General features: G+C 63.3%; 13 protein-coding genes and 1 pseudogene. 3 read left to right on the top strand and 11 right to left on the bottom strand.

What is annotated here, in order from left to right; all coding sequences use genetic code 11:
- Positions 1 to 12 precede the first annotated feature (12 nt).
- From tolB to G5575_RS12760, 3 genes and pseudogenes are all read left to right on the top strand, one after another.
- Complete coding sequence (gene tolB, locus G5575_RS12770; RefSeq protein ID WP_164534617.1) at positions 13 to 1,323, top strand: Tol-Pal system beta propeller repeat protein TolB; 1,311 nt, start codon at positions 13 to 15, stop codon at positions 1,321 to 1,323.
- 195 nt (positions 1,324 to 1,518) lie between these two features.
- Positions 1,519 to 2,407: pseudogene (locus tag G5575_RS12765) on the top strand (SDR family oxidoreductase).
- Between the two features lie 9 nt (positions 2,408 to 2,416).
- Positions 2,417 to 2,680: a hypothetical protein gene (locus tag G5575_RS12760; RefSeq protein WP_164533783.1), complete on the top strand. Its 264-nt coding sequence runs from the start codon at positions 2,417 to 2,419 to the stop codon at positions 2,678 to 2,680.
- Between the two features lie 15 nt (positions 2,681 to 2,695).
- Here the strand turns inward: G5575_RS12760 and G5575_RS12755 are convergent, their stop codons facing one another.
- The 11 genes from G5575_RS12755 to G5575_RS12710 all read right to left on the bottom strand — a co-directional run bounded on the left by G5575_RS12755 (position 2,696) and on the right by G5575_RS12710 (position 15,294).
- On the bottom strand, positions 2,696 to 5,839 hold the full coding sequence (locus G5575_RS12755; RefSeq protein WP_164534616.1) for an efflux RND transporter permease subunit: 3,144 nt from the start codon (positions 5,837 to 5,839) through the stop codon (positions 2,696 to 2,698).
- 3 nt (positions 5,840 to 5,842) lie between these two features.
- Positions 5,843 to 7,042, bottom strand: coding sequence for an efflux RND transporter periplasmic adaptor subunit (locus G5575_RS12750; RefSeq protein ID WP_164534615.1), 1,200 nt, complete (start codon positions 7,040 to 7,042; stop codon positions 5,843 to 5,845).
- 110 nt (positions 7,043 to 7,152) lie between these two features.
- Positions 7,153 to 7,758 carry a class I SAM-dependent methyltransferase gene (locus tag G5575_RS12745; protein WP_164534614.1) on the bottom strand — a complete coding sequence of 202 codons (606 nt, stop codon included), beginning with the start codon at positions 7,756 to 7,758 and terminating at the stop codon, positions 7,153 to 7,155.
- Positions 7,755 to 8,456: a PIG-L deacetylase family protein gene (locus G5575_RS12740; protein ID WP_164534613.1), complete on the bottom strand. Its 702-nt coding sequence runs from the start codon at positions 8,454 to 8,456 to the stop codon at positions 7,755 to 7,757. Before G5575_RS12740 ends, G5575_RS12745 begins: the two co-directional genes overlap by 4 nt.
- A complete protein-coding gene (locus G5575_RS12735) occupies positions 8,453 to 9,535 on the bottom strand; it encodes an acyl-CoA dehydrogenase family protein (protein ID WP_164534612.1) in 1,083 nt (360 codons plus the stop codon). The genes G5575_RS12740 and G5575_RS12735 overlap by 4 nt, the downstream gene beginning before the upstream one ends.
- Positions 9,525 to 10,520 (bottom strand): glycosyltransferase, encoded by a 996-nt coding sequence (locus tag G5575_RS12730; protein WP_164534611.1) that lies wholly within the window; start codon positions 10,518 to 10,520, stop codon positions 9,525 to 9,527. The genes G5575_RS12735 and G5575_RS12730 overlap by 11 nt, the downstream gene beginning before the upstream one ends.
- A 180-nt stretch (positions 10,521 to 10,700) precedes the next feature.
- A complete protein-coding gene (locus tag G5575_RS21795) occupies positions 10,701 to 11,354 on the bottom strand; it encodes an MFS transporter (protein WP_328765999.1) in 654 nt (217 codons plus the stop codon).
- Positions 11,339 to 12,241 carry a DHA2 family efflux MFS transporter permease subunit gene (locus G5575_RS21790; RefSeq protein ID WP_328765998.1) on the bottom strand — a complete coding sequence of 301 codons (903 nt, stop codon included), beginning with the start codon at positions 12,239 to 12,241 and terminating at the stop codon, positions 11,339 to 11,341. The genes G5575_RS21795 and G5575_RS21790 overlap by 16 nt, the downstream gene beginning before the upstream one ends.
- A 1-nt stretch (position 12,242) precedes the next feature.
- Positions 12,243 to 13,361 carry an HlyD family secretion protein gene (locus G5575_RS12720; RefSeq protein WP_328765997.1) on the bottom strand — a complete coding sequence of 373 codons (1,119 nt, stop codon included), beginning with the start codon at positions 13,359 to 13,361 and terminating at the stop codon, positions 12,243 to 12,245.
- Between the two features lie 4 nt (positions 13,362 to 13,365).
- Positions 13,366 to 13,878: a MarR family winged helix-turn-helix transcriptional regulator gene (locus tag G5575_RS12715; protein ID WP_164534610.1), complete on the bottom strand. Its 513-nt coding sequence runs from the start codon at positions 13,876 to 13,878 to the stop codon at positions 13,366 to 13,368.
- A gap of 78 nt (positions 13,879 to 13,956) precedes the next feature.
- Entirely contained in the window at positions 13,957 to 15,294 is a 1,338-nt protein-coding gene (locus G5575_RS12710; protein ID WP_164534609.1) for an HlyD family type I secretion periplasmic adaptor subunit, read from the bottom strand.
- Between the last annotated feature and the right edge of the window lies 1 nt (position 15,295).

Genomic DNA, 15,295 nt, shown 5'->3' with positions numbered 1-15,295 from the left:
TTGGAGACCGAAATGACCCTTATTTCCCGGCGCAACGCCCTGCAGCTCGGCCTTGCCGGTGGCCTGGCGCTCGCTTTCGCGCCTCGCGCTTTTGCCCAGCTCAACGTCACGGTGGAGGGCGCGACCTTCCGGCCGCTGCCGATTGCCATTCCCAATTTCTCGTCGTCGGACCCAAGCTTCGGCGCCGAAATTGCCGGGATCGTTCGCAACAACCTGCAGCGGTCCGGGCTGTTCACGACGCTCGATCCATCGGGGCTGCCGCTCCAGGTCGGCGATCCGAATGCGACGCCGGATTTTACCACCTGGCAGACGGTCAATGTCGATGCCCTGGTGATGGGCAATGTCGAGCGCGGCGGTAGCATCAATTCGTCGGTTCGTGTCTGGGACACGCGGGCGGGAACGCAGGTGGTCGGCAACAGCTATTCGACCGATCCGAACTCGGCGCGCCGCATTGCCCACATCGTTTCGGACGCGATCTATACGGCGCTGACCGGCGGCTCGGGCTATTTCGATACGCGCGTTGCCTATGTGGCCGAGAGCGGTCCCAAGGCCAACCGCACGCGGCGGCTTGCCATCATGGACCAGGACGGCGCCAATGTGAGCTATCTTACCGATGGCTCGTCGATGGCATTGACGCCGCGCTTTTCGCCGCGCGGCGATCTGCTTACCTACATGAACTTCGTCGACGGCAATCCGCAGGTTTACCTGCTGCAACTGGCGACAGGGGCGCAGCAGCGCCTCGCCAATGTCGGCGCCATGACTTTTGCGCCGCGGTTTTCGGCCGATGGCGGCACGGTGGCGTTTTCGGTAGAGCAGGGCGGTTCGACCAATATCTATGCCGTCTCGACCGGTGGCGGGCAGCCGATGCAGCTGACCTCCGGCGCGGCGATCGATACCGGTCCGTCCTATTCGCCGGACAGCAGCCGCATCGTTTTCGAAAGCGATCGTGGTGGCTCGCCGCAGATTTATATGATGGGTGCGGGCGGCGGCAATGCGCAGCGCATCAGCTTCGGCGAGGGCAGCTATTCGACGCCGGTGTGGGCGCCGACGGGCGATTTGATCGCCTTTACCCGGCAGTCGGGCGGGCAGTTCCATATCGGCGTCATGAACCCCGATGGCTCGGGCGAACGCCTCCTGTATTCGAGCTTCCACGCGGAAGGCCCGACCTGGGCGCCCAATGGCCGCGTCATCATGTTCTTCCAGGATCCGGGTGGCAATGATGGCCCGCGCCTGATGAGCGTCGATATTTGGGGCCGCCAGGCGCAGAGCATTTCGACGGACAGCTTCGCCTCGGACCCGGCCTGGTCGGGCCTGCGGAGCTAGGCTTGCACTGAACCTTGGCTCCCTCCCCCTTGAGGGGGAGGGCGGGGTGGGGGTGATCTGTGGCACACGGATGGACCCCCTCCCTCGGTCCCTCCCCTCAAGGGGGAGGGAGGCGCTCGGACCAGCGCCAGCTGTCTGAATTAGGAACGCTTGCCGACGGAAATGCATTGGCTCTCCAACAGAATGGAGACACCGATGTCCGATCGTTTGCGCATGCAGGACCCGCGCCACCAATATCCCGAGCCGCCGTTTCCCGAGCAGCCGCAGCCGCGTCCCGGCCTCGTCAGCAAGATGGAGCCGGCGCCGGACCACGGCGAGGTATGTCGGCTACGGACGGCTCAAGGGCCGCAAGGCGCTGATCACCGGCGGTGACTCGGGGATCGGGCGCGCCGCGGCCATCGCCTATGCGCGCGAGGGCGCCGATGTCGCCATCAACTTCCTGCCGGATGAACAGTCCGACGCCGACGAGGTCATCAAGCTGATCGAGGCGGCGGGGCAGAAGGGTTTTGCAATGCCGGGCGACGTCACCAGCGAAGCAACCTGCAAGCAGATCATCGCCGATGCGGTCGAAAAGTTGGGTGGGCTCGATATCCTGGTCATCAACGCGGCGCGGCAGCAGGCGCGCAAGTCGGTGGCGGAAGTCACGAGTGATGACTTCGACAAAACCATGAAGACCAATCTTTATGCGCTGCACTGGCTGACGCAGTCGGCGGTGCCGCATCTGCCGGCGGGGGCTTCGATCATTAACACGGCGTCGATCCAGGCCTATGAGCCTTCGGCGCAGTTGCTCGATTACGCGACCACCAAGGCTGGGATCGTGGCTTACACCAAGGCATTGGCGGAGCAACTGATCGAGAAGGGCATTCGGGTCAATGCCGTGGCGCCGGGGCCGTTCTGGACGGTGCTGCAGCCGAGCGGCGGGCAGTTTCCGGAAAAGGTCAAGACCTTTGGACAGGACAGCGCCTTTGGCCGTCCGGGCCAGCCGGTGGAATTGTCGCCGGTCTATGTGCTGCTGGCCTCGCAGGAAGGCAGCTACATAACCGGGGAAGTGTTCGGCGTCACCGGCGGCAAGGGCATCGCGTAAGGAGCCAACATGAGCATCAGCGGCGAACAGCTTCGAGCCGATATCGATAGTGGCAAGACCGGGGAGAAGGTCGGCTATCCCGATCCGGCAACCGCGCCGCTGGGCACGGATGACGAGGCCGGCGGCGCGCGCGCCACGGCTTATCCCGAGGAACAGCGCGAGGTCAAACTCACGCCCCGGCGGCGGCACGCGCGAGGGCTGGCAATGTTTCTGTCGCTGGGCTTTGCCGTCGACTTCTGCATCTTCGTTTCGGTACTGCTTGGCGCGACCTGAGGGTCGCGCCAGCTTTTATTCGGCAGGCTTTACTTCCGGCTCGTGATGGGCGTCGTCCGGCGCCTTGGGCAGGAAGCGGCGGGTGAAGGCCGAGAAGCTGTCGATATAAGTCAAGAGAACTGGGACGACGACCAAGGTCAGCGCGGTCGAGCTGATGAGGCCGCCGATCACGGCATGGGCCATGGGCGCGTTTTCGCCGCTGCCGGCGTGAAGGTTCAGCGCCAATGGCAGCATGCCGAAGATCATGGCGAGCGTGGTCATAATGATCGGGCGGAAGCGGGTGGCGCCGGCTTCCACAAGGGCCTCGTAGAGGTTCCAGCCGTCTTTCACGTGCTGGTTGGCGTTGTCGACGAGGAGGATGGCGTTTTTCACCACGAGACCCATCAGCATGATGAAGCCGATGGCGGAGAACATGTTGAGGGTCGAGCCGCCGACCAGAAGGCCGACCATGACGCCGATCAGCGCAAGAGGGAGCGAGCCCATGATGGCGATGGGCTGGAGGAAGCTGCCGAACTGGGAAGCGAGGACCAGGTAGATGAAGATGACCGCAAGCAGAAGAGCGGAGCCGACGGCGGCACCGGTCTCAGCGATCTGCTCGACATCGCCACCGAGCGATGTGCGATAGCCGGGCGGCAGGTCGAGACTGTCGACGGCGATCTGGAGCTGGGGCGAGATGGAGCCCAGTTCGATACCTTCGAGATAGGCCTCGATGGTGACGCCGCGCTGCAGGTCCTGGCGGTTGAGGGTGGCGGGGCCCACGCTTTCGACCACCTGCGCCACCTGGGCGAGGGTGATCATCTCGGCGGAACCGGTGGCGCCGGACTGGGCGATGGGCAGGTTGCCGATGGCATCGACATCGTTGCGCATGCTTTCGGGCAGGCGGACCACGACGTCATAGACCTGGCCATTGGGAGCGGTCCAGTTGGCAACTTCCTGGCCGCTGATCAGCGGGCTAAGCGTCGTGGCGATCTGGTTCATGGAGACGCCCAGATTGTCGGCCAAATCACGATTGATCTGGATGCCGACGACCGGTTGGGCCTTGTCGAGGCTCGAGGTGATGTCGATCAGGCCGTCGATGTTTTCGAGCTCGGCCTGGAGCTGGTCGGAAAGGCGGCCGAGGACGGAAAAGCTGTCGCCATAGAGCGTGACCGACACCGGGGCGCCGCTTCCGCCGCCGAGACCGGAGGCCGCGGAGACCTGGAATATGGCGCCGGGAATGGCTTCAAGGGCGCGGCGGATGCCTGGCATGAACTCTTCAGGGGTGACGGCGCGCTGGCTTTTGTCGACCATGGTGACGGTCAAGGTGCCGCTGTTTGCGCCCGATGAGGCAAGGCCACCGGCGACGGTCGAATAGGTGCGTTCGACTTCGGGATAGGCACGGATGACGGTTTCGGCCTGCCGGATCTTAGCGGCGGTGGCTTCCTTGGTCGAGCCGGCAGGTGTCTCCACCGAAACGGTGAAGATGCCATTGTCGGTCACGGGCAGGAACTCAACGCCGACGCGCGGGAAAAGGAAGAGGCTGCCGACGAAGGAAAGGAGGGCAATGAAGAGCACCGTCTTGCGGAATTTAAGGCTGAGGCGGATGAGGCCGCGATAGCCGTCGGTGATCCACTCGAATAGGCGATCGAACTGGTTGATCAGACGGCCGATCGGACCGCGCTTGACGTTGGGGTTGGCGGCGGGATCGTACCAGACGCTCGACATCATGGGGTCGAGGGTGAAGGCGACGAAGAGCGAGATCAGCACGGCGACGGAGACGGTAACGCCGAACTGGAGGAAGAAGCGGCCCATGATGCCGTCCATGAAGGCGACGGGCAGGAAAACCGCAACGATCGAGAGCGTCGTGGCCATGACGGCAAGGCCGATCTCGTTGGTTCCGTCGAATGCCGCCTGGCGGTGAGACTTGCCCATGTGAAGGTGGCGCGTGATGTTTTCGCGCACGACGATGGCGTCGTCGTCGATGAGGATGCCGACGGCGAGCGACAGGGCCAGCAGCGTCATCATGTTGAGGGTGAAACCCAGAAAATTGAGCGCGATCATGGTGCCGATGATCGAGATCGGCAGGGTAAGGCCGGTGATAACGGTCGAACGCCAGGAATTGAGGAACAGGAAGACGATGACGACGGCGAGGATGGCGCCTTCGATCAGCATGTTCTGGACGGCGTGGAAGGAGTTTTCGACCGGCTCGGCATTGTCGACGACGACTTCGATGTCGACGCCTTCAGGCAGTTCATTGGCGACAAGCTGCGCGACGGTGGTGCGGATCTGCTCGGCGACCCCCACCGTGTTGGCGCCCTGGGTCTTGAGCACGTCGATGGCAAGTGCCGGCTGGCCGTTGAGGATAGCCAGGCTCGTGGCTTCGCCGGTGCCGTCGACGATGGTGGCGACGTCACGCAGGGTGACGGGCTGGCCGCCCTGGTTGCCGACTGTGACGTCGTAGAAATCCTGTTCGTCTTCGAGCCGGCCAAGCACCTGGATCGACTGAACGATGGAGTTTTGGGTGATGGAGCCGGCGGCAAGATCGCGGTTGGCGGCCTGGAGCGCCTGAACGACCGCGCTGGGGCTGATGTTGAAGGCGGCAAGGCGATCGGGATCGATCTCGATATTGAGCTGGCGCGGCACGCCGCCGACAACCGTGGCGCTGCCGACGCCATTGATGTTGGAAAGGCGGGTGGCGATGACGTCTTCGGTCAGCGCCGTGAGATCGCGCGCGGAAAGCGTCGAGGAACTCACCGCCAGCGACAAGAGCGGCAGGTCGGATGGATCAAAGCGCAGGATCTGCGGGTCGCCGGCGCCTTCGGGCAGGTCGGCGCGAACTGGGTCGATCTTGTCGCGCACTTCCTGGATCTTCTCGGCCGAGCTCGATTCAAGATCAAAGATCATCACCACCAGGGCTTGGCCAGACTGAGCCGTGGACTGGATGGTATCGAGGCCGGCAATGGTGTTGACGGCGTTTTCAAGCGGTTCGACGATGTCGACTTCCACCGCTTCCGGGGAGGCGCCGGGATAGCTGACGACGACAGCAACGACCGGGAAATCGACGTCCGGCAGCTGTTCGATCGGCAGGCGCTGATAGGAGTAGATGCCGAAAACCATGATGGCGACCATGATCATGGTCGCAAACACGGGATGATTGACGCTGATGCGGGTCAAAAACATGGATCAGCCCTCCACCAGCGCGAAGCGCTCGCCGGGCTGAAGCTCCGTGAGCGCGGCGGCGACGATTACATCGCCTTCGGCAAGTCCCGACACCTGGATCAGACTGCCGCGGTTCCACTCGCGCGTGACCTCGACAGGCTTGCGGATCAGGGTCTCGCCGTCGAGCACGAGGACGAATTGCCCTTCGGCATCTTCGCGCAGCGCGGAGGAGGGGACGGCCATGGCGCCGGCTTCTTCGAGGACCGTGATGTTGCCGGTGGCGAACATGCCGCCGCGGAGGGCGCCATTGCTGTTGTCGAGCTCGATATAGATGGGCACGGTACGGGTGCCGGTGAGCGCGACCGGATTGACGCGCGAGACCTCGCCAGTGAACTGCTGACCCTCGAGGCCGGTGACGGTGACGGAGGCGGATTGTCCGGCACTGACCAAGGCGCTGGAATTGACCGAGGCGGCCGCCTGGAACTCCATTTCGTCGAGATTGACGACATTAAAGAGCGGCGTGCCAGCCTGGATGGTTTGCCCGGGCTCGACGGAGCGCGACGCGACGACGCCGGAGAGGGGCGAGGTGACGGTGGCATTATCGAGCGCCAGCGCAGCGGTGTCGACGCCGGTCTGCAGGGCATCGAGCTGCGATTGCAGAGCGGCAGTGGCGGAACGGGCTTGTTCGAGTACGGAGGAGCTGGCAAGGCCCTGGGTTGCGAGTTGCTCGGTGCGCTCAAGCTGCTGCTGGGAAGATTCGAACTGGGCGCGGGTGGCGCTGGCGGTGGCGCGCTGCTGATTGAGCTGGAGCTCGAGCGCGGCGCGGTCGATCTGGGCAAGCACATCGCCTTCGTTGACGGTATCGCCAGGCCGCACCAGAACGGCCATGACGCGGCCGGAGGCCTGCGAGGCGACGTCGGAGAGCTGGGCGGGCACCAGTGTGCCGGTGACCTTTACAGTTTCGCGCAGCGTTGCGGGCGCAAGCGTCGCGGTTTCGGACTGGCGAATCTGCCGGACCACGACTGGTTCTTCGGCAGCGACCGTTTCGACCGGCGCGGGCGCGGGATTGAGGAAGATATAGGCCGCGACAGCGGCGACGATCGCCAGCACGATGATCCAGGGCCAGATGCGGCGCCTGGGTTTGAGGCCCTGTGCGACGCGCTCGGCATTGCGCTTTTCGCGCCGGCTCTGTGCCCAAACCGGCTTTTCGTGTGCGCTGCTCATCCCCGCATCCTCTCGCATCCGCCGGCCGACCCAGGCCCGCTCACCATGTCGCATTTTGTGTGCGAATTGGAAGATGACAAGACTTTAAGGTTGTTGCGTGACGCTTTGACCTAGGTCGCGGACGCCACTCGAAGTCGGGGACGCTGAAAGGCGCTGACTTTGAAGCGGCCATGCGGCGCGTCGATCAGCTTGCGAAAACGGCGGCCAAGATAGGTATTGGCTCGGTCCTGTGCCATGCGCGGGGGCACGGAAACGTCGTCAAAGGGGATGACATGGTGGAGGCAGACGATCCTGCCGCCGGGGGCAAGCGCGTCGGCGCAGAGACGGAGGGTTTCGTCGAGGTCGTGGCGCTTGAGGTAATAAAGCAGTTCCGAGATGACGATGAGATCGAAGGGGCCGCGTGGCATGTCTTGCGGCAAGAGGGCCTGGAGGACTTCGACATTAGACAGGTGGCGGGTGCGGTCCCGGGCTGTCTGGGCGGCAGTTTTCGAGCCATCGACGGCGAGAAGTTTGAGGCAGAAGTTGGCGAGCATCTTGGTGGTTTCACCATTGGCGCAGGCAAGCTCGAGGCCTCGGCCATAGAGGCGCGATCCGCAGGCGCGTCTCAGGACGCCGCGCTTATAGGCCTCGAATGCCGAAGCCTCGTAGTTCCAGGGATCGCTATTGTCGCGGAACTTGGCTTCGAAGCCATGGATGTCGATGGGGCGTTTGCTCATGCCTGCCAGAAGATTTCGACCGGACGGATCAAGCGGTCGAGCGTGGCCGGGGTAAGATGAAAACCATCGGGGTCGTCGGTGATCAGGGTCCCGAGCTGGGAAGCATGCGCGGCGATGGCGCGTCGTTTCACCGCGACGATTTCGGGGTCGGAGAAGGTGAACTCGGTGACCTCGCCGGGGACCGGGAAATCCTCGGGAGCGCCGAGTTCGTCGAGCCAGATCGTATATTCGAGGACGCGGGAAGCGATTGCGGTCTGCGCGAGCACATGGGTGATCAGCGACCAGGAATCGCGGTGGTCGCAATGGGGATCGCGGCGCCAGGGAACGAGCACGAGGTCAGGTTTAAGGTTCCGGACCAGGGTCGCAAGACTTGAGACGGCGTCGGCGTGGCCCTGTGCGCCCGGCTGCGGCATGGCGGCATCCTTGAGGGCCATGAAGGTGCGCGGCTGGTTGCCGGCGCCGAGCGCTGCAAGCGCAGCCGCCGCCTCGTGCTGACGCTGCTGGGCGATGCGGTCGGCGGGCCAGGTCGGTGAGTTGCGATGCGACGAGGAGCCGTCGGTGACAAAGACGGTGTGCACCAGTTTACCGGCAGCAGTGGCGGCGGCGATGAGCCCGCCGCAGCCCAGAGTTTCGTCATCGGGATGGGGCGCGATGACGAGGATGGGACCTTTGATGTCGTCAAGTAGCAGTTGGCTCATTTGGTCACACCCAGCATCATGGGTTGCCACTCCCCGGCGACGACCGCGCCGGCAAAGGCCGAGGCGGCACCGTCGGGATTGGGCTGGCGCAGATAGGTGCGGAGGTCGCGCATGACGCGCTCGAAAGGATGGGGCGCGATCATGCCGGCGGCTCCGATGGCCTGTTCGGCGAAGGTCAGGACATCGAGGGCGCTGCGTTCGACGACGCCGCGGGCGGCGTTGACGCTGGCGAGGAGCTTGGCGGCGCTCTCCGGTGTTGTCTGCTCTTTGGCTTCCGCCCAAAGATCGGCGCAGCGGGAGAGCCAAAGCAGAGCTGTTTCGACAGCGTCGGCCATGCGGGCAATGCGGTGGGCCTGAAAGGGGTTTTCGGCGCGGTTGGTTTTGGTGAGATGATCGAGAGCGATGGTGAAAACGGACTTCACGCCGCCGGTCTGCACGGCAAGGAAGCGCAGGGCGCCGGCAGAAAACCAGGGCTGGGCGATGTAGTCGTTGGGACTGCCGATGCGGAAGTTGTCCTCGACTGCAAGGCCGGTAAAATCGACGACATGGCTGCCGGAGGATCGCATGCCGACGGGTTTCCACCAGGAGCGGTCGACAGGGAGGCCGTCGAGGGGCGCAAGGATCATGTGGCGGGCGTCGTCTCGTGTGACGGTGACGATGGCGTGGGAGAGGCCATCGACGCCGGAGGCGAAGTTCTTGCTGCCCTGTAGGTGATTGTCGTTGAGTTCGAGCGGATTGCGGGGCAGGTCGGTGTTCCAGACACCGAAGATGCCGCCGCCGTCGAGCGCCTTGCGGGCGATTTCCCGGGTTTGGCGGGAGCCATAGGTTTCGACCAGCCACACGGCGTTGACGTGGCCCTCATAGATTCGACCGGCATTGAGGTCGCCCTGGCCGATTTCTACGAGGAGCGCGAGGAGCTCCTTGATGTCGCCCAGGGGCGGGGTGCGGAGGAGGCCGCGGCGCCCAAGTTCGGCAAAAGCTTCGGCGGGGAAGCTGCCATCCTTGTCGTGGCTTGGTGCATATCGGGCGAGGATGTCCGCAAGCCCGGACGTGTCGGTCAATTGCCGCTCAAGCAGCATTGCGCTGCTCCGTGAGCTCCAAGATCATGGATCGAAGGATTTCGGTTGCGGCTTCGATCTGGATCGTGCCCAGGGCATCGAGGCCGGTTTCGAGCTCAAGCAAGCGCAGGCGTTCGCCTTGGGCAAGGTCTGGGCGGTGGCGGATGGTGCTGCGCCGGTGAAGGCGCGCGAGAATGTCTGCTGGCGCCTCGACGAGGATCGGCTTGCCGGCGTTTTCGTCTTCGACCCAGGTGCGGACGCAGTCGGCCATGCCGCCCGGTGCGCGGCCGACGGTGCGGGCGGAGACAGTGACGGTGACGTCCTGGGGGTGAACGAGGCGATAGCCGGCGCGAACGACGGCTTCGACGAAGGCGATGTCTTCGCGGAAGGGAAGGGCGGGAAGGCCGCCGACGGCGCGGTAGACATCGGCGCGCACGGCAATGCTGCCGCCGGTATGGTCCTGATGACGGGGCCAGGGATCGTGCTCGATGGGGTCGACGAGGGAGGCCAGTTCGTCGGAGAGGGCGGCGTAGCGAGCGTATTTTGCTGCGCGAGTTTGGAAGCCGGCGCCCAGCGCTGCTTCTTCTGCTTGATCGCCGATTATGCGTCCGCCGACGATGTCGGCGCCGCGGTCGATCGCTGCGAGGTTCTTGCTCACCCAGTCGGGAGAAGGAGCGCCATCGGCATCGGTGGTGAGGATGACGCCCTCGGCGCCGACCAGCGAGGCTGCCAATTCCATCGCCAGGCGCCGTGCCGAGCCGACATGGGCGTCCTTGGGCTCGAAGGCAACTTCGACGATTTTGACGGAAAGCCGCTTTAGCGACGGGGTGAGTTCGGCGACAACTGCAGCCGAACCATCGGTGGTGTTGTTGAGAACCAGAACCAGCTGAAGGGGTGTCGCGGCGGAAGCGTAATCCTGATGGTCGAGCGCCCGAAGCAGGCGCGGCAGGCGGTCGGCTTCATTCCGCGCCGGAATCGCAATGACAGGATGAAGAAGATTGGGCATCGCTGATCCAGCTGGAAACAACGCCACAATCGTTCGAAGGCCAGGAAGTTCCTGATCTATGTTAAGAAGAGCCGGCGATCCCGCCAGCTCTTGAAGACAAGCGGATGCTTATTGAGCCGCTTCGCTCGCCTCGGCAATCAGCTCGGCCATGCGATGTTGGCACGAACAAGAGGCGCAGCGTTACTCCGACATCATATGCGCTGGATCGGGCTTTTCAGTTCTGGCTGGGCGGCGCAGCAGGAAGACGATTGGCAGCGAGGCGAAGGTTATGACCATCATCAGCCAAAAGTCATCGAGGAAGGCCAGCATGGCCGCTTGCTGAGTGACAAGCCCGCTCAATGAACCGGCGATATTGGCAAAACCGCCGTGCGATGCCGCGAAGTCGCGTAGCGGACCGGAATCGAGCGTCAAACGCGATGCCAGTTCGCCATAGTTGACCACCTGCATCTGCGCGAGCACCGTGGTGACCAGTGAGATGCCGACGCCCTGGCCGACATTGCGGACCAGGCTGAACATGGACGTGGCATCGACCCGGTATTTCGGGGCGATGGTGGCGAAGGCCAAAGAGTTGAGCGGCACAAAAACGAAGCCCATCCCCACACCCTGCAAAAATCCCGACAGCATTATGGGATTGGTGCTCATGACGATGTCGAATTGCGTCATCATGTAAAGCGAATAGCCCATCAGCAGCGTCCCGCCGACAATGAGGATGCGCGGATCGTATTTGGACACCAGGCGGCCAACCAGGATCATTGACACCATCGTGCCGATACCGCGTGGAGCCATCAGGATGCCGGTTTCCACCACCGGAAAGCCCATCAGGTTCTGCAGCATTGGGGGCAGGAGGGCGAGGCCCGAAAAAGCGTGATGCCTGTTGCCAGGATCAGCACGAGGCCGGTCACAAAGTTCCGGTCGCGGAACATCGCCATGTCGATAAAGGGGTTGCTCGCGGTGAGGCAGTGGACGGTGAAGACCCAGAGTCCGGAAATGGAGAGCAGGAGATAAAGCCAGATTTCCGCAGACTCGAACCAGCCGACGCCCTGGCCGCGGTCGAGCAGCATCTGCAAGGAGGCCACTGCCAGGGCCAGCATGCCGAAACCGAAGAAGTCGAACTTGCGGACTTTGATGATCGTGTCGGGCATCAGCACGAAGAGCATGACGAAGGCCAGTATGCCCACCGGCAGGTTGACCAGGAACACGGCGCGCCAATTGAAGGTTTCGGTCAGCCAGCCGCCCAGGGTAGGCCCGATGATCGGCCCGAACATGATGCCTGCGCCGAAAATGGCCATGGCCTGGCCAAGCTTTTCGCGCGGATTGATGTCCATCATGGTTGCCTGGGCCAATGGCACCAGCATGGCGCCGCACATGCCCTGAACGATGCGGAACAGCACCATCTGCGTCAGGTTTGCGGCCAAGCCGCAGAGCAGGGACGCCGCGGTAAAGCCAACGACCGCGCCCAGCAAGAGCCGCCGCCGACCCAGCCGATCAGCCACCCAGCCCGTCAGCGGCGTGGCGATTGCGGAGGCGACGATATAGGAGGTCAGCACCCAATTGATCTCGTCCTGCGACGCGCCAAGACTGGCGCGCATGTGGGGCAGGGCGACATTGGCGATGGTGGTGTCGAGCACCTGCATCACCACGGCCACCATGATCGCGGCGGTCAGCAGGCCCTTGCTTTTGACGATGACGGCAGGCGCTGACACCGCAGCAGGTTCGGCCATGTCAGGAAGCCGCCCCTTCGGGCTGGGTATCCACCTTGACCGCGGCGCTCATGCCGGCGCGCAGTTTGTCGCTGTCGCCGCCGTCCAGAACAATGCGCACGGGAATGCGCTGAACGACCTTTACCCAATTGCCGGTGGCGTTCTGTGCGGGAATGAGGGCAAATTCGGCGCCGGTTGCGGCGCCGATCGAGTCGACATGGCCGGCAAGAGCCAGACCCGGATAGGCGTCGACACTGATTTCAACAGGCATGCCGGTGGCAAGACCGGTCAACTGGGTTTCCTTGAAGTTGGCTTCGACCCAGGTGCGCTCGGTTTCCACCAAGGTTGCGATGGTGGAGCCCATGGCAACAAACTGGCCGACATTGAGGCTGGCGACCTGGCTGATGATGCCGTCGGCCGGCGCCAGGATCGTGGTCTTGTCGAGATTGCGGGCAGCATTGTCGCGCGCCGCTATGGCAGCAAGAACCGCTGGATGCTGGTCGGTTTCAATCTCCGGATTGCCGCCGAGAGCAGCTGTCGCGCTGGCGACATCCTGTTCCTCGAGCGCCACGGTGCTCTGCGCGGTCTGCAGGGCAAGGCGCGCATCATCGAGGCTCGACTCTGCGGTCACGCCCTGGTCTCGTAGCGCTTGCTTGCGGTCCCAGTCCTTCTGGCGAATGTCGAGGGTGGATCGTGCCGCATCGAGCTTTGCCTGCGCGACAGCGAGACCGACGCGCAACTGCTCGACATTGACACGCGCGCTCGCAAGAGCCGCATCGGCTTGGCTCAGCGCAATGCGATATGGCTCCGGATCGACGGTAAAGAGAGCATCGCCGGCGTGGACCGATTGGTTGTTGGCCACCGCAACCGAGACAATGCGGCCAGCCACGTCCGAGGAAATCGAGACTTTGGACTGCTGCACATAGGCGTTGTCGGTGTCGATGTAACGTCCGCCGGTGAGATAGAAATATGCTCCGCCACCCAGCAGCAGGACAGGAACGCCCGCCATCAAAAGAAAGCGCAAAGGGTTGCGCTTCTTCTTGGCCGGGATAGTCGCCGCGGCGATATCGGTCGCACCTTCGACGGGCAGGCTCACCCTCTGGCTGGTCTGAGGGTCGGGGTTCTCTACGCGTGTATTCACTTTATCAATCCTCGGACGCGGTCGTCTGGCCGGTCAGGTTTTGCTGCATCTGCCGCAGCACTTTTTCCGCAACTGCGACGTCGTCTTTCGAAATTCCGGCGAGCGCGGCTTCATACATTTCAGCGCCCAAACGGCGAGCAAGCTCGAGCCGCTCGGCCCCTTTTGGGGTCAATTGCGTCAGCTTGGCCCGGCTATCGGCCGGATCAGGCTTACGGCTGATCAGGCCGTTCTTTTCGAGCCGGTCCAGCACACCCGAAATGGTCATCGGATCAGTGTCGAGGGCACTGGCCAGCGCAGACTGACTGATGTCTGCCTTGTCGGCCACATGGGCCATGGCTCTCCACTGCGGCAAGGTGATCTCGTGCATCCTGGCCTCATTATCAAGACGGCGCTTCATCAAGCGCGCCAGGTCGTGCACGAGGTAGCCAAGCGGGATGCGCTGACGAAACTGTCCATGTGGAGAGCTGGATTTCATAAGTGCACATATAATATGTCTGCTTAGGATATCAATGTGCAATCTTGGCGCCGGCGCCGCTTAGGCAAGCACCGAGAGCTCAGAGCCTAAAACCCAACTTCTGACGACAGATGTCCGCAACTAGTACTCGCGGAAAGCGCGGCTCATGCTGTCGGTGATGGGCTTGCTGAGATATTCGAAGAAGGTGCGCTCGTGCGTCTGGATCAGGATTTCGGCGGGCATGCCGGGCGTGGGCGTGAAGCCGCGGACCCGGGCAAGCTGCTCGGGGGCCACACTGATCCTGGCGATATAAACCTCCGATGCGGCGGCGCCGGTGCCTTCGGCAATGGCGTCGGCCGAAACATAGTATACCTTGCCTTCCAGCATCGGCGTCGTGCGCTGGTTGAGTGCGCTGAGCCGCACGCTTGCCACCTGGTCCTTGTGCACTTCATCGATCTGCATGCGCGGGATCTGCGCTTCGATGATCAGCGGCACGTCGGATGGCAGGATTTCGAGAATTGCCTTGCCGCTTTCGATGACCCCGCCGGCGGTGTGGTAATACATGCGCACGATCGTGCCCGAGACCGGGGCCTTGACCGTGGTGCGGCTCAATACATTGTCCGCCTGCCGGATCTGTTCGCGCACGGCGTCGAACTCGGCTTCGATGCTTTGCATTTCATCGAGCGCCGCCTGCTTGGCGGTGTCGCGCGCCTGGTCCATTTCGCGGCGAAAGCGCATGATCTGTGCGTCCGCGGTTTGCACCTCCGACTGCAGCCGGGCGATATCGCCATCCGCGTCCGCCATGGCGCGCTGCAAGACATTGACCGCCGATCGCGTCACGAGGCCGCTGGCCAAAAGCGTGCTTTGACGCTCGTAGTCCTCCGCCAGAAGATCACGCTGCTCCTGCATGGAGGCGATCTGGGCATTGCTGCCGTTGCGCTGATATTCGAGCGCCGCAATATTTTGCTCAAGGACGCCGAGCTGGGTTTCGAGCTTGGCGCGCGACGATTTGAAATTGTCGGCCTGGCTGTCGTTGATCGACTTGATTTCGGGGTCGGCAAGCCCGGCCAGGATCGAGGGAGGCGGAATATAGGTTTCGAGCCCGTGCGATTCCGCCTTGAGCCGCGCCATGATCCCCTCGAGACGAAGACTGCGCAAGAGCATCTGCCTTGCATTGGCGCGCGCGGCGGTCTCGTCCAGTTGCACGAGGTCCTGCCCCTCGACCACAGTGTCGCCCTCGCGCACCAAAAGTGCCTGGATGATCCCGCCCTCGAGGTGTTGCACGATCTTGTTTTCGCCGGTCGCAACAAAGCTGCCCGGCGCGATTACGGCTGCAGCCAGAGGCGCAAGCATTGCCCAAAGGCCAAAGCCGCCAAAGAGCGTTACCACCAGCACCAGTCCGCCCAGCGTGTGCTTGCGGATCGAACGCGGAACGTCAGCATACCATTCGAGTGTTGGGGCAGCGCCTACCAGCGACATG

The organism is Devosia aurantiaca, assembly GCF_011058215.1.
GTDB classification, from domain to species: domain Bacteria; phylum Pseudomonadota; class Alphaproteobacteria; order Rhizobiales; family Devosiaceae; genus Devosia; species Devosia aurantiaca.
The sequence above is the reverse complement of the archived record's forward strand: the minus strand, read 5'-3'. Positions and strand labels throughout refer to the sequence as shown.